The sequence below is a fragment of the Duganella rivi genome (assembly GCF_009857435.1).
Lineage (GTDB): Bacteria > Pseudomonadota > Gammaproteobacteria > Burkholderiales > Burkholderiaceae_D > Rugamonas > Rugamonas rivi.
Genome location: NZ_WWCK01000003.1, coordinates 425,953 through 442,052, shown reverse-complemented (window position 1 = coordinate 442,052; position 16,100 = coordinate 425,953). Strand labels below are relative to the sequence as shown.

Sequence of the window (16,100 nt, the reverse complement as noted above, 5' to 3'; positions counted from 1 at the left end):
ATGAACCTGACTTCCGCTGATATGACCAAGCTCGGCATTGCGCTGGGCATCTGCTTCGCCCTGTACAAGTTCGGCCCTAACGATGCCATCAAGGCGGCCGGTCTGGCTGTCGGCGCGGTAGTAGTCGCCAAAAAAGTCCCGTACGTCTCGGCTGCACTGTAAGGAGAACGGCATGGGCGCACGCTACAAACTCCTGTCCTTCAACAACGTGCAAGCCACGGGCTTGGCAAACGTCGATCTAGACGGCCTGAAAGGCACCACCATCGAGCGCATTGTGCTGCAACTGGGCGGCACCACCTTCACCAAGTCGATGCTGACCGGCATCCAGTTGAAGGCAAACGGCAAGGTGATCTTCGATACCACCGGCGCGCGCATCGACACCCGCATGCAATATCGCGGCATCACTGCCAACGCCAATTTCCTGACGATCGACTTCTCGGAAATCCGTGCGAAGACCGAAAACGGCCAGAGCATCGGTGCAATCGACACCACGGCCGGCATTTCCAGCCTGAAGCTGGAAGTACAGATCACCGGCGCGACCGCGCCAACGCTGCAAGGCTGGGCGGAAGTCAGCCCGCCGCAACTCGACCAGGTCAACGTGCAAACCCGTGGCCTGATCGCCCGCGTGCACTCGGCCAGCCAGACCATCGGCGCGGCGGGCCAGTTCGCGCTGACCGTGCCGCATTTCTCGGTGTCGGACGGCGGCTCGATCTTCAAGCGCATTGCGATCTTCTCGGCCAACATGAACGCCCTGTTGATCAAGAAAAACGGTGTGATCTACGAGGACAGCACCAAGGCGATGAACGACTACCAGCAGAACGAGTACCGCAAGGTGCCGCAAGCTGGCGTGTACATGATGGACTTCATCATCGACGATAACCAGTCGCAGGTCTTCAACGGCCGCGACGCCCAAACGCTGGAAATTTTGGGCACGTTCTCGGCCGGCGAGACCATCATCATCGAGTCCGAAGTGCTGGAGCCGGTGGGCGCGTTCTAAGGTGGCCCCATGGATGATGATTACAACTCGCCAAGCGTAGTAGAAGACACCGGCCGGTGGTCCGCATGGGCGCTGTCGCGTTTCGGTAACGCGATTGACGCCTACGTTGATCGCGCCATCCTCGGGCCGCAATACCTGAACGGTGGCGCACAGCAGTTCGGCCAAGACCAGTACGGCAACCTGTACCCGCTCGGCAAGCCGACCGGGCAGGTCGTCGGCCAAGTACAGCCGAACAGCCAGCAAATCAGCCCGCTGATGCTGCTGCTGATCGTTGGCGCTATTGTCCTCGTGGCGTCGAAGTAATGGCGGCGGCAACTGATCCGTGGTCGGCCGGCCTGATGGCGCTTGGCAGCATTGCCAACGCCGGCAAGGCCGCGCCGACTTCGGCTAACCAGCAAAGCACGGCCACTTTCGACAACAGCAACTGGAACGTGGTGATCGGCGGCGGTCAAGCGTCAAACACCAAGACCGGCATGCCGGCCGCCTCGCAGGTGGTCGGCGCGGTGGCGGCGTCGGCCGGCAGTCTCCTATCCAATCCGGTATTCATTATCGGCGTGGGGGTCGCCTTGTTCCTCGCTCTGAAACACAAATAGGGGTAGCCAATGGGTATCTTGAGCGGTGGTAACAGCAGCAGCACCAACAACACCACCAACAACAATTACGACAATCGCTCGGTAATAACCAACACCACCAGCAACCTCGATCTGGCGAACAAAAGCACCAATACGGATAGCTACAACACCACGATCAACAATCTGGACGGCGGTGCGATTGGCGCGATGAAAGATGTCGCGCTCGGCGCGTTCGATTACGGCGACCACCTGTTTGACCGGGTGACCCTGACCGTCAACAACGCGCTGACATCGACGCAAAACGCATTCGACGCGGCTGCGGGTTTTCAGAAAGATGCGCTGACCGGCGCGCAAAGTGCGTTCGCCTCGGCAACGAAGGCGGCGGCCGATGCGTATAAAAATTCGGACACCAGCACCAAGACCGCGTACGCCACGGCGGCCGAGGCGATGGGGTCCGCCTACGCTGACGCCAAGGGAACTACCAATGCACAGAAGTCCATCATCATGGGCGTGCTGGCCGTGGCCGCGCTGATGGCGCTGGCGCTCATGCAAAAGAAAGTGGGTTGATATGCAATACGATTTCAGCTTGAACGCGAACGGCGGCCAGAACATCGATGCAACCGGGGCGTACGTCAAATACAAGTCCGGGCTGGGCGCGATCCGCGTCAAGTTCAGCACGGGCGGCTATGTGGACCTGACGCCGGGGCAAGGGATCCGGCTGAAAAAGCAGGAATTCAACAGCCTGAACCTGACCGATAAAAGCGGCAACGCCAACCAGGGCGTGCTGGTGATTGGCGATGTTGAATTTCAGGACGACACGATTGTCGGCGTCGTGTCCATCGTGGACGGCGGCAAGAACAACACGCTCTCGCAGAGCTGCTTCTTGGGCAACACCACCACGGGGACGGTGGCGAGCAACTACAACTTGGCCTGCCTGATCAACGATTCCAGTAGCGGGAAAAATGTCATCGTTGAGTCCGTCTCGATTGCGCTGAACTCCGCAGCCGCAGTGTCTTTCCATCGCGTAGGTATTTCGCCGGCGGCCAACAATCACGCGCAAAACAAGTACGCAAAGATTGCGGGGGAGGTGGCGTCAAAAGCCTTTATCGAGTCGAACATCACCACAGACCTGAATGCGCTCAATGTAGCGGTGCGCCGAGAATACATCGCTGGCAACCAGCCGCGTGATTTCAAGCCAGCCGAGCCGCTGATTATCCCACCGGGGATGGCGCTCGTTATCGCCAACAACACGCTGGCGGCGGGTATGTCGGTGAACTGGGAATTCCGCGAGGACCCGCTGTAATGCGACCGGTGCTGATCATCGGGGCGGCCATGGTTGCGCTGGCGGTGGCCTACTTCATGCGGCCGGGGCCGCGTGTGATCGATGGGGAGTCGGACGCGGCACCGGACTTGGAAGACTACGGCCAGCAAGTCATCGCGCTGGCCGATGCATATACGGATGAGTACAGCATGGACAACAACAAGGCGGCTTTCCTGATGGGGATTCGACTGGGCGAGGGGACGTTACCGGAGACGGGCTACAGCACGTTGATGGGCGGCGGCCAGTTCGATAACTTCGCCACGCACCCGGCGCTCGCCGGCTGGCGCGGCACGCCGCTATCGGATGCCATGTGCGCAAACGCTAGCTTCGGTCCGGGATGCGTATCGACGGCGGCCGGTGCCTACCAAATCAACAAGCCAACGTGGAACCGCGTGGCGGCCAAGCTGGGCTTGGCGGACTTCACGCCGGAAAGCCAAGACGCCGCCGCCTGGTTCTTGATCGAAGAGAAGGGCGCGGCAGCCGATGTGCTGGCCGGCCGCACAGCAGAGGCAGTCGCCAAGGTGCGCAAGATTTGGGCATCGTTGCCGGGTGCCGGATACGGACAGCACGAAGTGTCGCTGACCGCGTTCAACAACGTATTCGTACAATCGGGGGGTGTACTCGCATGAGTAACAATCTACTGTTGGCGGGCCTGATCGGTGCCGCCGTATTTCTCGTGGTGCGCAAGCAAGCAAAGGCGGCGACGGTACAGCAACCCGGTGCGCCGGTTAGCTTCACCGCCCAGCAGCCGCGCAACACCAACATGCCGACCGCAAACGTCAACAGCGATATGTGGACGCGCTTGCTCGGCGCGAAGTGGACCGACCTAGCGGCCGGCAGCGCCTTCATTGGCCGCAACATCTTTGGCCAAGCGACCAGTAGTGACGGCAAGCCGATTTCCAGCACTGATTTTTACTACCAGCTACAAGCCGGCGACGTGGTGGACCTGCCTGAGAACGTGATCGGCGGCGGCTCGCTGCCGTCCGGCGTGGACACCCTGTTTGACTGGGGCGCGACCTCGGGCGATGACGGATTGAGCTGGGACGATATCCGGGGGCTGGTATGAGCCTGAAATCGGACATTCTGGCGGTCACGCTTGCCGGGGCCGTGCTGCTCGGCGCGGCGTGGTACGCAAAAAAAAAGGTGACGGGTGCGGTTGCGGGTGTCGGGGACGCCGTGAAGGGAACCTTCAACGGCGCGGCCGGTGCGGTGGACGGCTGGATCAACGCGGCGGGCCAGTGGGTTACTGGTGATGCCGGCTGGACAAACCAGAACGGCCACAGTCCTCAGTACAACTACCAGATTCCGCCAGACTTCGGCGTCATCGATCCGTCCACGTGGGAGTAGCGCGTGAACATCGAAAAGATCATTCCAACCGGGCCGGCCGTGGCACGGGAGACATTGACGGTGCTGGCCGGCGTGCTGCTGGCGGCGCTGATCCTGTCACGCTTTCCAAAAATTCGGGACTTCGTGGCGGCGCAGTCGATCACGGTCAAGGATAGCCGTAACAACGTACTTTTCTAAAACAAGGGGAACAGCATGAAACGACTGAAAGAAGCATCGACGTGGGCTGGCTTGGCCGCCATCCTGCAAGCACTGAAAACCGTGGTGCCGCAGCACGCGGTGGTGTTGGACGGCTTGACCGCCATCGCCGGCACCGTCGCCGCCGTGGTGCCTGACAAGGGCGCCCCGACCGAGGCCGGCAAGTAATGGGTGCCATCATCGCGGCGATTGACTGGAATGCGGTTGTTCCGGTGCTGCTGAGTGGTGGCGTGTTGGCACAGGGTTTGGGTGCCATGCGCTGGGTCGCGCGCGTCGAAATGCGACTGGACAAACTGGAAAAGGAGCAAGATCATGGCAAAGACTAAGCGCAAAACGCCGCCGCGCAATGCGAATGGCCGCTTCAAGAAGCGCAAGAAGTAACGATGAAAATTCACTTCAAAGAGGTAGCGATGCTGGCCGCCGTCCTGTACGCGATCAAGTTCTACATGGCGAAGGCTAAACAGCCAGCGTAGATCGGTCGACCTGGTCGAAGTCGTCAAGCCGCAGTGCCGTCACGGACTGCGGCTTTTTCACGTCCGGCCGGCGAATTTCCAGTTGGGCCTCATGAGTGACCACGCCCAGCGCCGGCGCGCGCCTGTGGCTGTTCTGGCGCATGTATACGTCCGTTTCAAAACGGCGAAGGCGCATGAGTTCGGGAACCCAAAACGGCACGCGCTGGCGGCCTGACAGCCAGTCCCTGACGGTGCGCTCATCGCGGCGCAGGAGGCGCGCCACGGCCGGGATATCGTCGCCGTAACACATGACGTAGTAGGCAAACTCGGTGGGATTTCCATATCTTAAATTCGGGTAACGCAAGTTAGCTCCTTGATAAGAAAAAAGAAAAGCCCACGATAACGCGGGCTTGTCAAAATCAAAACGCCGAGGAGAAGCCGATATAGGTAACTTGTTACTGTTGAGGCCGGTTCAGATTTCGCATAATTTATATTATGTAAAATCCCGGGCTAATCGAAATCCAGTTGATATTGGCGTCACGCATCGGCATCCTTTCGCTGGAAGGCGTCCGAACTCCCCTACAACGAGGGATGCATTTGTGCCGGGGTCACCGCAGAATAACGCAATCAATGAGGTGATCATGAATCCTGATATCCAATCTCGCCGGCGCGCGCTGTTGTTCGCTGCGGCCGGCATGGCCGTGCCGTTGCCTGCCACTGTGCTGGCGTCCGACAAGCGCCCCATCGTTCTCGGCCAAGTGTCGCTGAGCTTTTACGCGGTGACTGGCGCGGTAATTCAGGAGGTGCTGGCGCGCCTGGGACACGACGTGACCGTGCGGTCAGGGCCGCATGAAGAGATGTTTCCCCTGTTGGCGAGCGGCGCCATTGATTTGATGGCCGCCGCTTGGCTGCCTGAAGGTCATGCCGCTTATTGGAAGCAATACGGCACTGGGGCGCATGTCGTAACCAAGCTGTATGATGGCGCGCACTTCTTTTGGGCGGTGCCTGACTATGTCCCTGCCAACGAGCTTGCGTCGATCGCGGATCTGGCCAAGCCCGGCGTTGTTGCGCGCATTGATCGGCAGATTCAAGGCATAGGCGCCGGCGCTGCCATCAGCACCCTATCGCAGCGAGCGCTGGCCGATTATGGCCTCGATGCCCTCGGCTACAGTTTCCGCCCCGGCAGCGCGGCGGAGTGGATTGCCACCTACCAGGCAGCCAAGCAAGAGCGGCGCTGGATGATTTTTCCAACATGGGCGCCGCAATTTCTGAACAAGGATGGCGGCCTGCGCCCCTTGGCGGATCCCAAGGGTGTTTTAGGCAGCATGAATTATGCGGCGCTCGTTGCGCCTCAGGGTAAATGGCAGATGCTTCCAGATAGAACCCGTGCTGTTCTGAGCAAGGTGCATCTCGGGATTCAAGCAGTCACGGAGATGGATTACCTCGTCAATGTAGACAAGCTCACGGCATCTGAGGCCGCACGCCGCTGGATTCAGCGCAACGCCAATCAAGTCGATAGCTGGTTTGCTTGAGGAGGGCCGAGCGCCCTCCTTCGCATGACGCTACTTCAGCACTTCCATGCGCATCACTTCCACCCCGCCATCTGCCAGCTCAGGCAGTTTGGCAAACCAGTCCTTAACATAAGGCATGGCGTTATGCGCCTCGAAGTCCGCCTTGGTGGCGAAGATCTCGTAGAAGATAAAGTGGCCCGGCTTTTCCCGGTTCTCTTGCAGGAAGTAGACGATGTTTTTCGGATCGCTGCGCACCTGCTTGATGAGCGGCAGTGTAATCTGGCGCAGCGCCGCTTCCTTGCCCGGTTTGGCCTTGATCTGCGCGACTATCGAATAGGCGCCGGCGGGAACTGCCTTGTAGTTGACGGCGTTGGCGCTTTCCGCCGCCGCCGGCGCAGCGGCCACCGCCAGTGCCGCCGCCATACCGCCGATCAGTGCTGCCTTGCATTGCTTGAACATGCTGGTTCTCCTTGGTCTGGTGTTAAGAGCGCGCCTTTTGGCGCTCGCTCAAGGTCTTGGCAAAGCGTTGCTTGACTGGCCCGATGGCTTTGACGAACTCCAGCTGTTCGCCCTCCGGCCCTTTGCAGTAAATGAGTTCCCAGCCATCCGATGGCGCCACAGTGACCTTGTTGGTGTTGGCGCTCTGCGGCGCCGAGCGGCGCGCAGCCTCCGTTGCCACCCGGACGATGCGGTTGGCGCGCACTTGCGGCATGCCGCGCCGCGCCGATTCGGCTTCCAGATCGGTGATGAATTTGTTGAAGTCGACGTCGTCCTGGATGTGGAAGCAGATGTGCATCATGCGCGGGAACGCCGGGCTCATGTGCTGTACCGGCTCGGCAAATGCTTTCGGGCCGCCCATGGGCTGGTCTGCATCCCGATATTGCAGCAACTCGATCACCACGTTGTCGAACTGGATGAAGCGCACGTCCAGCCGTTGTGCGCCGCTGCGCAGATCCGGCACGCCGATGGTGCGCGGATTTACACCGAGTTCATTGGCGAGAATCTCCTGGTCAGCAAGCAGCGTGTTTTGCACGACATCGCCTTGAAAGTCACCATGGCGGAACACTTCGGTGCCGCCAAGAACCTGCGTGTAGAACTCGTAAGCGCGCTCCATATTCTGCACGGTCAGGCCGAAGTGCTGGACGCCCTGCAAACGCAAGCCGAGTGCGGCGTTGTCACGCGCGCCGGCGCTCATCCTTTGGTTGCCTTGCGCGGCTGCGGGCCCTGGCGAGGCTACCATGCCCGCTACCATAACTGCGCCGAGGGCCTGCAATGCGCCACGGCGTTCCTGACTGGTTGTCTGGTCTTCCAACGGTTCCATTTCGTCTCCTCGGTGGTGATGTGAGGATTCATTCTCGGCCGTTTCAGGCGAGTGCGGCAACCCTAGTAATAGGTAGGCTGTCGGCATTATCGAAATACCCAGTAAAATAACCTTCTTGATATTGAACCAAGCCTGTTTTATGAACCAACGTCTTTGGCTGCCAGGCGATCCGACGCCTGATTTTCATGCGCGCGCAGGCGACAATCCGCGCTACACCTTTCACACGATTGCAGGCCGCTACGTTGTCTTGAGTTTTCTGGGCAGCGCGGCACAGGACAACAGTGCCCAAGTCGTGAGCCACATCAACAGCCGCCGCCACTTGCTGGACGATGAGCGCCTGTGCTTTTTCGGCGTGTCGATTGATCCGTCCGACGAGGCGCAAGGGCGCTTGCGCGACCAGATTCCCGGCATCCGCTACTTCTGGGATTTCGACCGCAAGGTCAGCACGCTGTTCGGTGCGACTTCCGCCGATCCGGCCGACCGCACCACGTACCAGCCGTTCACCCTGGTGCTCGATCCGATGCTGCGGGTCTGCGCCCACATTCCGCTGATCCCTGCCGAGCGTCACAATCAGGCGCTGGATGCAGTACTCGCTTCCCTGCCCTCCGTCGCCGATCACGCTGGCACTACCTTAAACGCGCCAGTACTCATCCTGCCGCGCGTGTTTGAGCCGGCACTGTGCAAGCAACTGATCGGCTTGTACCAGCAGCACGGCGGCTCCGACTCCGGCTTCATGCGCGAGGTCAACGGCAAGACTGTGGCGGTGATTGAGCACGGCTTCAAGCGCCGCAGCGATTTTGAGTTTGACCACCGTCCCGACCTGGCCGTGCTGCGTCAAGCCATTCAGCAGCGGCTGGTAAGACGCCTGGTGCCCGAGATTAAGCGGGCGTTCCAGTTTGACGTCACGCGCATGGAGCGCTACATCGTCGCCCGTTACGATGGCGATAGCGGTGGCTTCTTCCGCCCGCATAAGGACAACACCACCCCCGGCACCGCGCACCGCCGCTTCGCCTGCACCATCAACCTCAATGCCGAAGAGTACGAAGGCGGCGAATTGCGTTTCCCTGAATTCGGCCAGCGCACCTACCGCGCGCCGACCGGCGGCGCGGTGGTGTTTTCCTGCTCGCTGCTGCACGAGGCCATGCCGGTGACCAAGGGCGAGCGCTACGCCTTCCTGCCGTTCTTCTATGACGAGGCGGCCGCCCAGCTGCGCCAGGCCAACGCGCATTCGCTCACCGGGCAGGTATTTGACCGTGCCAAAGGCGAGAACGAATACACAGGCCTGATAGATACTTAGCCCTGAAGCGCCAGCAGTTCTTCCTCGGTGAAGCCGGCTTGGCGGCGGGCTTCGAGGTTGAACGGGCCGCGCGGCGTCGGCGCGTTGTACTGGCGCGCCAATTCGGCGTAGGCGGGAATCAGCTCCAGTCCGCGCTGGCGGCATAAGAAGCCATACCAGCGATTGCCGATTTCCACGTGGCCGATTTCGTCGCGCAGGATGATGTCCAGAATCGTCGCGGCTTCCTTGTCGCCAGCCTGCGCCAGCTTGGCGCGCAGTGGCGGATTGGCGTCCAGACCGCGCGCTTCCAAGGTGCGCGGCACCAGCGCCATGCGGGCCAGCACGTCGTCGCTGGTCTTTTCGACCATCTCCCACAGACTGTCATGGGCCAGAAATTCGCCGTAGCTGTAGCCCAGCCGTTGCAGATGCGCTTGCAGCAGCGAGAAATGGTAAGCCTCTTCGCGCGCCACTTGCAGCCAATCCGTGTAGTACTCGGCTGGCAGGCCGGGAAAACGCCAAATCGCATCGAGCGCCAGATTGATGGCGTTGAATTCAATGTGTGCCAGCGCATGGATCAGCATGGCGCGGCCTTCCGGCGTGTTCATCGCACGGCGGCCAACTTGCAGCGGCGGCACCAGATCCGGCTTCTCCGGGCGGCCCGGAATCGCGGCCGACGACGCCAGCGCAGCTTGCGGATCCGGCAGACAAGCGCCCTCCTGCGATGCGGTCGCCATCGCATACACCGCCGCCACCTTGATCGCCGGATCGGGCTCGATCAGGCATGCCAGTGCGCGGGCGCGGAGTTCATCGGGTGCTGCCATACAGTTCCTTCCAATTTCACGAGGCCGTTAGTGTAGCAAATCTAAAGCCGGTCTTTCTTTACGTAAATTTACATGACATAATGTGTTGATTAATTGTCTATGAGGTGTGCGTTGGCGAAGCCGGTCCTGATTTCCAAGCTGAATTTTCCTTCGGTTATCGATGTTAGCAATGGCACTGTGCCCACTGTCTTCTCCGTGGAGCTGGTTCCCGGTGCACTGGGCACCGGCGCCAAGGTGCAGATGAGCTTTGACTACATTCCCTTCGATTTCCGGCTTGGCGTCAGCGGCAAGAGCAACGATACCTTCACCGACGGCACGCCCAATTACGCTAGCAGTACTTACGAATTCTGGCGCGGCTATCCGGCCGGCGAGTACACCATTAGCACGCTTTACGTCTGGGATGACGTGGGCCATGTGCAAAACTACAGCGCCGCAGACTTGGCGGCCCTGGGGCTGCCGAATCACTTTACCGTGATCGACAAGCTGGCGCCGGCCACGCCGACTGAGAAAGTCAATGTGGGCGAGGATGGCCGACTGCCAGGCAATGTTGCGTTCCTCAATGGTACTGCGGGCGCGGGCGACTCGATCAAGATCACCTACAAGGACGAAAAGGGTACGGTTCATACCTTGGGCACGACCACCGCCGACGCCAGCGGTGCATGGAAGCTGACTTCTGAATCCTTGCTCGACGGCGTCTATTCGCAAGTCGTGGCAATTGCAACTAACAAGGGCGGCTACGCCTCGACCTACAGCAATCCAGTCAGCTTTGAAGTGCGCGGTGCACCGGTCGCGCCCAGCATCAACGTTGCGAAAGGCGAAGATGGCAAGCTCGCCTATTCGAAAGCGCTAATCTGGGGCGGGGCCTTTTCAGGGGACACTGTCCACCTTTATGACAACGGGCAGCTGATCGCTACGGTGAAGGTCGATGAGACGGGCTGGTGGGGCGTGGTGCCTGGCAATTTCAGCGCGGGCGCGCAGCACAAGCTTACCGCTACCGTTACCGACTTCCAGGGATGGGTCTCGCCGGCCAGCAACGCGCTGTCATTCACGCCTGCTACGGCCGACCATGGCGTCGTGTTTACAATCGGCTCGTTCAGCAACGAGACCTCGCAAGTGCTGGATCAGGCCAAATTGACGATGGCGCTCGACGCCGTTTCGGCATTGGTCAGTAGCGCACTGGGCGGATTGCAGCAGATTGCACTCAACGTCAAGGTCATGGAATTTTCCAACACCGCCATTGCGTCGGCCGTCGGCTATGTCAAGTTGCCAGCTGCGGATGACATCATGCCATTGGTAACGAAGGCGAACCTCAATCTGTCCCCTGCGTTTGCCCAATACCTCAATGACTCGTACTCGGTCGGTTCTTATGCGGTTGAAGTGCTTGCTCATGAAGTGCTGCACGTACTGGGAATCCACAATGGCATACTTTCGCTGGCACAGAAAACCGTTGATGGCAAAGACTACTTCCTGGGCACCAATGCGATGGCAATCAACGGTGGCCCGGTGCTGTTGTCGGCGGATAAAGCGCACGTGGATGAGTCTAGCGATCTCATTTCTCCGTACCACAGTTACTTCGTCAATTATTTCTCCAGCGACCGCGTCTCGGCGCCATACTCCTCGCTGGATCTCGCCATCCTGAAAGACATTGGCTACCAAAACCAGATGACACTGGTCTCTGTCGATGGCCACACCTTCATCCCCGGCGATGCCAAGCATACCAGCATCACTGGCACCAAAAGCACCGCGCTGGATACGGTGTATGTCGACGCCAAGTCTGCCGAGTACGGCGTCGTGGCCAACTCCTCGGGCGCATACTACACCTTGACCGACCAGGTCGGCGATGACGGCGTCAAAGTGCTTTCGGACATCGAACGCATCCGCTTCAACGATGGCATGGTCGCGCTGGACGTCTTCAAAGGCCAGATTGGCGGCGAGGTCTACCGCATGTACCAAGCCGCCTTCGACCGCAAGCCGGACAGTGCAGGCCTCGGCTACTGGATCGCGCAAATGGACAAGGGCGAGTCGCTGCTGGGCATGGCCAGCCAGTTCAAGAACAGCGCCGAGTTCAGCGCCCTCTATGGCAGCAACCTGAGCGACAGCGCCTACGTCAACCAGCTCTACCATAACGTGCTGCACCGCACCGCTGATAAAGCCGGCCTCGACTACTGGCTCGGCGCATTGGGCGCCGGCGTCACGCGCGAATCGGTACTGGTGGACTTCAGCGAAAGCAACGAAAACGTGGCTCAACTGACCGGCACGCTGGCCAACGGTTTCAGCTACGCCCCGTGGGTCGGCTAGGTTCCTGAAGAACTAAGCCCTGTCCTACAGCCACACCGCACGCGCACCTATACCTCTGCCGTCGCGTCGCCAGCATGATGTGGGACGTCACCGCGCTTTCCGGCGCGGGACTTTTACCCACCACATGGAGACCATCATGAGCTATCTAGACCGCGACACCTATGGCATCTACCGCAGCGACGACGAAAGCGGCCCCGGCCCACGCCTGATGGGCGCTGACACGCTGATCGGCGAAGATGTCTACAACCGCCAGGACGAAGACCTCGGCGACATCAAGGAAATCATGCTGGACATGCGCAGCGGCCAAGTGGCCTACGCCGTGCTGTCGTTCGGCGGCTGGCTGGGCATGGGCGACAAGCTGTTTGCCGTGCCATGGCAGGCGCTGCAACTGGACACCGCCAACAAGCGCTTCCTGCTGGACGTCTCGAAAGAGCACCTGAAAAATGCCCCTGGCTTCGACAAGGACGATTGGCCCGACATGGCCAGCACCGAATTCAACAGCGAACTGCACAGCTTCTATGGCACGCGCCAGAATCTGGCCGGCGGCGTTACCTCCAGCGGCAGCGTGATGGGCACGGGCAGCGGCAGCCTGCAAAGCGACCCGACTTACGGCAGCAGCAGCGGCACGGATCGCGGCAACATCTAAAAGCACTGGCTTACCCGAGCGCGCAGCGGCCCGCCCGGGCATGCGATAACACGTATGCCCGGGCGGGCCGCTGCATTGCTCGAGGTCATAAACAAAGTTGTTATACTGGATCTGTCATCGACTCCGACTGGATCCGCCATGCAGCGTAGGCAATTCGTCACCGGCATTACCCTTGCCGCGCTGACCGGCGGATTGGCTGGGGCCGAGGAAGCGCGCCGCATGGTCATGGCCAGCATCGTCTCCAATGCGGACGGCTTTGCCGCCCGCTGGCTGGCGCTGATTTACCAGGACGCTTTCCAGCAACTGGGCATCGAGCTGGAAATCCGCGCCTTTCCGGCCGCCCGCGCCGCCGCCGAATCGGCTGCCGACAACGTCGACGGCGAACTGGCCCGCAGTTTCGAGTATGAAGACACCCATCCGAACCTGATCCGCGTGCCGGAGCCGACCTTCTTCGCCAATACCATCGCGTACGCCAGCCGCGCCGACATCAAGCTGGAACCGGGCTACGAAAGCCTGCGCGACACGGCGTATCGGGTTGAGCACCGGCTCGGCTACCCAATCATCAGTCGCAAGCTGGCGGCAGTGGTGTCCCCAGCCAACCTGGGCGAGGTGCGCAATGCCGAGACCGGCCTGCGCAAGCTCGTGCTTGGCCGCTCCGATCTGTACGTGGACGTCGAAGACACGGTGGAGCCGCTACTGCTGCGTCCAGAGTTCCGCGATACCGGCCTGCGCAGGGTAGCGGTATTGGATCGCGGCGCCATCCATGCCTACCTGAGCCGGCGCCACGCCCTGCTGGTGCCGCGCCTTGCTGTCATCATCAAAAAAATGCGCGAGAGCGGCCAGATCGAACGCTATCGCCAGCAAGCCTTGCACCAAAAATGAGCATTTCCATTGGCACACTTCTTGATAGAAGAATAAACGTGCTCAACAGGGAATGTTCGATATGGCAAAATTCTTCAATGAAATGACCGCTGACGGCCTGGCGCACACTGCCAGTGCTGAAGTACGTGAACACTACCGCGAGTTCTGCGGCTGGCTGCAGCGCCAGTCGGCAGAAACCATAGAACGCAAGCGCGCCGAAGCGGATTTGACCTTCCGCCGCGTCGGCATCACCTTTGCCGTCTATGGCGACGATGCCGGCACCGAACGGCTGATTCCTTTCGATACCATCCCGCGCATTATCCCGGCGGCCGAGTGGAAGCAGCTGCAAACCGGGCTGGTTCAGCGCGTCAAGGCGCTGAATATGTTCATTCACGATATCTACCACGACCAGAACATCATCAAGGCCGGCATCATTCCGGCCGAGCAAATCTACAAGAACGCCCAGTACCGGCCCGAGATGCAGGGCATCAACGTGGTATCGGACATCTACGCCCACATTGCCGGCGTGGACATCGTGCGCGCCGGCCAAGGCGAGTTCTACGTGCTGGAAGATAACCTGCGGGTACCGTCCGGTGTCTCCTACATGCTGGAAGACCGCAAGATGATGATGCGGCTGTTCCCCGAACTGTTCGCCCGCAACAAGATCGCGCCGGTCGACCACTACCCGGACATGCTGCTCGATAACCTGCGCTCGGTGGCGCCGATGGGCATCAACGACCCGACCGTGGTGGTGATGACGCCGGGCATGTACAACTCCGCCTACTTCGAGCACGCCTTCCTGGCCCAGCAAATGGGGGTGGAACTGGTCGAGGGCAAGGACTTGTTCGTCAGCGACAACACCGTGTTCATGCGCACCACGCGCGGGCCGAAGCGGGTGGACGTCATTTATCGCCGCCTGGACGACGATTTCCTCGATCCGCTGGCCTTCCGCCCGGATTCCTCGCTCGGTGTGCCGGGCTTGCTGTCGGTGTACCGCGCCGGCCGCGTCACGCTAGCCAACGCCATCGGCACCGGTGTGGCCGACGACAAGTCGATCTATCCCTACGTGCCGGACATGATCAAGTTCTATTTGTCGGAAGAGCCGGTGCTGAACAACGTACCGACCTACCAGTGCCGCCGCAAGGAAGACCTGGCCTACACCCTGGCCAACTTGCCGGATCTGGTGGTGAAGGAAGTGCACGGCGCCGGCGGCTACGGCATGCTGGTCGGGCCGGCCTCGACCAAGGCGCAGATCGAAGACTTCCGCCAGCGCCTGATCGCCAAGCCGGACGGCTACATCGCCCAGCCGACGCTGGCCCTGTCGGCCTGCCCCACCTACGTGGAAAACGGCATCGCGCCGCGCCACATCGACTTGCGGCCGTTCGTCCTGTCCGGCAAGACCATCTCCATGGTGCCGGGCGGCCTGACCCGCGTGGCGCTGCAAGAAGGTTCGCTGGTGGTGAACTCGTCGCAGGGCGGCGGCACCAAGGATACCTGGATACTCGAGAAATAAGGAGACATCATGCTGAGCCGTACCGCTGACCACTTATTCTGGATGGCCCGCTACACCGAGCGCGCCGAAAACACCGCCCGCATGCTGGACGTCAACGTGCAAACCTCGATGCTGCCGCAATCGGACGAGGAAAACGCCCAGGGCTGGCGCGCCCTGCTTGGCATCTCCGAGCTGCAACACCTGTTCAATCAGAAATATCAGTCGCTGGAGGGCCGCGAGGTCATCGATTTCATGGTGCGCGATCCCGGCAACTCATCGTCGATCGTGGCCTGCCTGACGGCGGCCCGCGAGAACGCCCGCGCCGTGCGCGGCACGCTGACCACCGAGGTGTGGGAAATCCAGAATCAAACCTGGCTGGACATGCAGCGCCGCCTGAAGAGCGACTTGCTGGAAACCGACCCCAGCAAGTTCTTCGAATGGGTCAAATACCGCTCGCACCTGTCGCGCGGCGTCACGCTGGGCACCATGCTGCGCGACGAGGCCGTGCATTTCATCCGCCTCGGCACTTTCCTGGAGCGGGCCGACAACACGGCGCGTATCCTCGACGTGAAATACCACGGCGGCGCCAAGGAAACCGGCGAGAACATGACCCAGCGCGACTTCTACTACTGGGGCGCGATGCTGCGCTCGGTGTCCGGCTTCGAAATCTACCGCAAGGTCTACCGCGACGTGATCACTCCGGCCCGCATCGCCGAGCTGTTGATGTTGCGCGGCGACATGCCACGCTCTTTGCTGGCTTGCATGGACGAAGTGGTTCAGAATCTGCACGAGGTACGCAACGACGTTTCCGCCGATACCGAACGCTTCGCCGGCCGCCTGCGTGCAGAACTCCAGTTCGGCAAGATTGAAGATATCCTCGCGGAAGGCCTGCACGACACCCTCACCCGCTTCCTGGCCGATATCTACGAACTGGGCAACCGTGTCAGCCGCGATTTCCTCGTGCCGCTGGCAGCGTAAGCGAAAGGCGAC

General features: G+C 60.7%; 23 protein-coding genes. 19 read left to right on the top strand and 4 right to left on the bottom strand.

Going from position 1 to position 16,100, the window contains the following annotated elements; all coding sequences use genetic code 11:
- The 12 genes from GTP45_RS10670 to GTP45_RS10620 are packed head-to-tail and all read left to right on the top strand — an operon-like array spanning position 1 to position 4,758.
- Positions 1 to 162 carry a hypothetical protein gene (locus GTP45_RS10670; protein ID WP_161013846.1) on the top strand — a complete coding sequence of 54 codons (162 nt, stop codon included), beginning with the start codon at positions 1 to 3 and terminating at the stop codon, positions 160 to 162.
- 10 nt (positions 163 to 172) lie between these two features.
- Positions 173 to 997, top strand: coding sequence for a major capsid protein P2 (locus GTP45_RS10665; protein WP_161013845.1), 825 nt, complete (start codon positions 173 to 175; stop codon positions 995 to 997).
- Between the two features lie 9 nt (positions 998 to 1,006).
- Positions 1,007 to 1,300, top strand: a complete 294-nt coding sequence (locus GTP45_RS10660) for a hypothetical protein (protein WP_161013844.1) — start codon at positions 1,007 to 1,009, stop codon at positions 1,298 to 1,300.
- Positions 1,300 to 1,590, top strand: a complete 291-nt coding sequence (locus GTP45_RS10655) for a hypothetical protein (protein ID WP_161013843.1) — start codon at positions 1,300 to 1,302, stop codon at positions 1,588 to 1,590. Before GTP45_RS10660 ends, GTP45_RS10655 begins: the two co-directional genes overlap by 1 nt.
- Positions 1,591 to 1,599: 9 nt before the next feature.
- The gene (locus GTP45_RS10650; RefSeq protein WP_161013842.1) at positions 1,600 to 2,136 is read left to right on the top strand and encodes a hypothetical protein; all 537 of its coding nucleotides are present in this window, start codon (positions 1,600 to 1,602) and stop codon (positions 2,134 to 2,136) included.
- A gap of 1 nt (position 2,137) precedes the next feature.
- A complete protein-coding gene (locus GTP45_RS10645) occupies positions 2,138 to 2,872 on the top strand; it encodes a hypothetical protein (RefSeq protein ID WP_161013841.1) in 735 nt (244 codons plus the stop codon).
- A complete protein-coding gene (locus GTP45_RS10640) occupies positions 2,872 to 3,519 on the top strand; it encodes a glycoside hydrolase family 24 protein (RefSeq protein WP_229258407.1) in 648 nt (215 codons plus the stop codon). The genes GTP45_RS10645 and GTP45_RS10640 overlap by 1 nt, the downstream gene beginning before the upstream one ends.
- Positions 3,516 to 3,956, top strand: coding sequence for a hypothetical protein (locus GTP45_RS10635; protein ID WP_161013840.1), 441 nt, complete (start codon positions 3,516 to 3,518; stop codon positions 3,954 to 3,956). The genes GTP45_RS10640 and GTP45_RS10635 overlap by 4 nt, the downstream gene beginning before the upstream one ends.
- Complete coding sequence (locus tag GTP45_RS10630; protein WP_161013839.1) at positions 3,953 to 4,237, top strand: hypothetical protein; 285 nt, start codon at positions 3,953 to 3,955, stop codon at positions 4,235 to 4,237. Before GTP45_RS10635 ends, GTP45_RS10630 begins: the two co-directional genes overlap by 4 nt.
- A 3-nt stretch (positions 4,238 to 4,240) precedes the next feature.
- On the top strand, positions 4,241 to 4,414 hold the full coding sequence (locus tag GTP45_RS27945) for a hypothetical protein (protein ID WP_174821650.1): 174 nt from the start codon (positions 4,241 to 4,243) through the stop codon (positions 4,412 to 4,414).
- Between the two features lie 15 nt (positions 4,415 to 4,429).
- Entirely contained in the window at positions 4,430 to 4,600 is a 171-nt protein-coding gene (locus tag GTP45_RS10625) for a hypothetical protein (protein ID WP_161013838.1), read from the top strand.
- Positions 4,600 to 4,758 (top strand): hypothetical protein, encoded by a 159-nt coding sequence (locus GTP45_RS10620; protein WP_161013837.1) that lies wholly within the window; start codon positions 4,600 to 4,602, stop codon positions 4,756 to 4,758. The genes GTP45_RS10625 and GTP45_RS10620 overlap by 1 nt, the downstream gene beginning before the upstream one ends.
- A gap of 130 nt (positions 4,759 to 4,888) precedes the next feature.
- Here the strand turns inward: GTP45_RS10620 and GTP45_RS10615 are convergent, their stop codons facing one another.
- Positions 4,889 to 5,248, bottom strand: coding sequence for a hypothetical protein (locus GTP45_RS10615; protein ID WP_161013836.1), 360 nt, complete (start codon positions 5,246 to 5,248; stop codon positions 4,889 to 4,891).
- A 277-nt stretch (positions 5,249 to 5,525) separates the two neighbouring features.
- On the opposite strand from GTP45_RS10615, the gene GTP45_RS10610 reads away from it, so the two are divergent.
- Entirely contained in the window at positions 5,526 to 6,416 is an 891-nt protein-coding gene (locus tag GTP45_RS10610; protein ID WP_161013835.1) for a glycine betaine ABC transporter substrate-binding protein, read from the top strand.
- Between the two features lie 30 nt (positions 6,417 to 6,446).
- Here GTP45_RS10610 and GTP45_RS10605 read toward each other — a convergent pair whose 3' ends face one another.
- A complete protein-coding gene (locus GTP45_RS10605; protein WP_161013834.1) occupies positions 6,447 to 6,854 on the bottom strand; it encodes a putative quinol monooxygenase in 408 nt (135 codons plus the stop codon).
- A gap of 22 nt (positions 6,855 to 6,876) precedes the next feature.
- Positions 6,877 to 7,716, bottom strand: a complete 840-nt coding sequence (locus tag GTP45_RS10600; protein WP_161013833.1) for a VOC family protein — start codon at positions 7,714 to 7,716, stop codon at positions 6,877 to 6,879.
- A 139-nt stretch (positions 7,717 to 7,855) separates the two neighbouring features.
- Here GTP45_RS10600 and GTP45_RS10595 point away from each other — a divergent pair, with 139 nt between their 5' ends.
- Positions 7,856 to 9,013, top strand: a complete 1,158-nt coding sequence (locus GTP45_RS10595; protein WP_161013832.1) for a 2OG-Fe(II) oxygenase — start codon at positions 7,856 to 7,858, stop codon at positions 9,011 to 9,013.
- On the opposite strand, the gene GTP45_RS10590 is transcribed toward GTP45_RS10595, so the two are convergent.
- Positions 9,010 to 9,813 carry a ferritin-like domain-containing protein gene (locus GTP45_RS10590; RefSeq protein WP_161013831.1) on the bottom strand — a complete coding sequence of 268 codons (804 nt, stop codon included), beginning with the start codon at positions 9,811 to 9,813 and terminating at the stop codon, positions 9,010 to 9,012. The two genes, GTP45_RS10595 and GTP45_RS10590, sit on opposite strands and share 4 nt — an antisense overlap.
- A 177-nt stretch (positions 9,814 to 9,990) precedes the next feature.
- Between GTP45_RS10590 and GTP45_RS29170 the strand changes: the two genes are divergently transcribed.
- The 5 genes from GTP45_RS29170 (at position 9,991) to GTP45_RS10565 (ending at position 16,088) form a co-directional block, all read left to right on the top strand.
- Positions 9,991 to 12,111 (top strand): DUF4214 domain-containing protein, encoded by a 2,121-nt coding sequence (locus GTP45_RS29170; protein WP_161013830.1) that lies wholly within the window; start codon positions 9,991 to 9,993, stop codon positions 12,109 to 12,111.
- Between the two features lie 136 nt (positions 12,112 to 12,247).
- Positions 12,248 to 12,757, top strand: a complete 510-nt coding sequence (locus GTP45_RS10580; RefSeq protein WP_161013829.1) for a PRC-barrel domain-containing protein — start codon at positions 12,248 to 12,250, stop codon at positions 12,755 to 12,757.
- Positions 12,758 to 12,895: 138 nt separating this feature from the next.
- Positions 12,896 to 13,639 (top strand): hypothetical protein, encoded by a 744-nt coding sequence (locus tag GTP45_RS10575; protein WP_161013828.1) that lies wholly within the window; start codon positions 12,896 to 12,898, stop codon positions 13,637 to 13,639.
- Between the two features lie 61 nt (positions 13,640 to 13,700).
- On the top strand, positions 13,701 to 15,131 hold the full coding sequence (locus tag GTP45_RS10570) for a circularly permuted type 2 ATP-grasp protein (protein ID WP_161013827.1): 1,431 nt from the start codon (positions 13,701 to 13,703) through the stop codon (positions 15,129 to 15,131).
- A 9-nt stretch (positions 15,132 to 15,140) separates the two neighbouring features.
- Positions 15,141 to 16,088: an alpha-E domain-containing protein gene (locus GTP45_RS10565; protein WP_161013826.1), complete on the top strand. Its 948-nt coding sequence runs from the start codon at positions 15,141 to 15,143 to the stop codon at positions 16,086 to 16,088.
- Positions 16,089 to 16,100 lie beyond the last annotated feature (12 nt).

Excerpts from the sequence above, each read along its gene's own strand:
- GTP45_RS10670 (WP_161013846.1), top strand. The coding sequence starts at position 1 with ATGAACCTGACTTCCGCTGATATGACCAAGCTCGGCATTGCGCTGGGC.
- GTP45_RS10665 (WP_161013845.1), top strand. The coding sequence starts at position 173 with ATGGGCGCACGCTACAAACTCCTGTCCTTCAACAACGTGCAAGCCACG.
- GTP45_RS10660 (WP_161013844.1), top strand. The coding sequence starts at position 1,007 with ATGGATGATGATTACAACTCGCCAAGCGTAGTAGAAGACACCGGCCGG.
- GTP45_RS10655 (WP_161013843.1), top strand. The coding sequence starts at position 1,300 with ATGGCGGCGGCAACTGATCCGTGGTCGGCCGGCCTGATGGCGCTTGGC.
- GTP45_RS10650 (WP_161013842.1), top strand. The coding sequence starts at position 1,600 with ATGGGTATCTTGAGCGGTGGTAACAGCAGCAGCACCAACAACACCACC.
- GTP45_RS10645 (WP_161013841.1), top strand. The coding sequence starts at position 2,138 with ATGCAATACGATTTCAGCTTGAACGCGAACGGCGGCCAGAACATCGAT.
- GTP45_RS10640 (WP_229258407.1), top strand. The coding sequence starts at position 2,872 with ATGCGACCGGTGCTGATCATCGGGGCGGCCATGGTTGCGCTGGCGGTG.
- GTP45_RS10635 (WP_161013840.1), top strand. The coding sequence starts at position 3,516 with ATGAGTAACAATCTACTGTTGGCGGGCCTGATCGGTGCCGCCGTATTT.
- GTP45_RS10630 (WP_161013839.1), top strand. The coding sequence starts at position 3,953 with ATGAGCCTGAAATCGGACATTCTGGCGGTCACGCTTGCCGGGGCCGTG.
- GTP45_RS10625 (WP_161013838.1), top strand. The coding sequence starts at position 4,430 with ATGAAACGACTGAAAGAAGCATCGACGTGGGCTGGCTTGGCCGCCATC.
- GTP45_RS10620 (WP_161013837.1), top strand. The coding sequence starts at position 4,600 with ATGGGTGCCATCATCGCGGCGATTGACTGGAATGCGGTTGTTCCGGTG.
- GTP45_RS10610 (WP_161013835.1), top strand. The coding sequence starts at position 5,526 with ATGAATCCTGATATCCAATCTCGCCGGCGCGCGCTGTTGTTCGCTGCG.
- GTP45_RS10605 (WP_161013834.1), bottom strand. The coding sequence starts at position 6,854 with ATGTTCAAGCAATGCAAGGCAGCACTGATCGGCGGTATGGCGGCGGCA.
- GTP45_RS10600 (WP_161013833.1), bottom strand. The coding sequence starts at position 7,716 with ATGGAACCGTTGGAAGACCAGACAACCAGTCAGGAACGCCGTGGCGCA.
- GTP45_RS10595 (WP_161013832.1), top strand. The coding sequence starts at position 7,856 with ATGAACCAACGTCTTTGGCTGCCAGGCGATCCGACGCCTGATTTTCAT.
- GTP45_RS10590 (WP_161013831.1), bottom strand. The coding sequence starts at position 9,813 with ATGGCAGCACCCGATGAACTCCGCGCCCGCGCACTGGCATGCCTGATC.
- GTP45_RS10580 (WP_161013829.1), top strand. The coding sequence starts at position 12,248 with ATGAGCTATCTAGACCGCGACACCTATGGCATCTACCGCAGCGACGAC.
- GTP45_RS10575 (WP_161013828.1), top strand. The coding sequence starts at position 12,896 with ATGCAGCGTAGGCAATTCGTCACCGGCATTACCCTTGCCGCGCTGACC.
- GTP45_RS10570 (WP_161013827.1), top strand. The coding sequence starts at position 13,701 with ATGGCAAAATTCTTCAATGAAATGACCGCTGACGGCCTGGCGCACACT.
- GTP45_RS10565 (WP_161013826.1), top strand. The coding sequence starts at position 15,141 with ATGCTGAGCCGTACCGCTGACCACTTATTCTGGATGGCCCGCTACACC.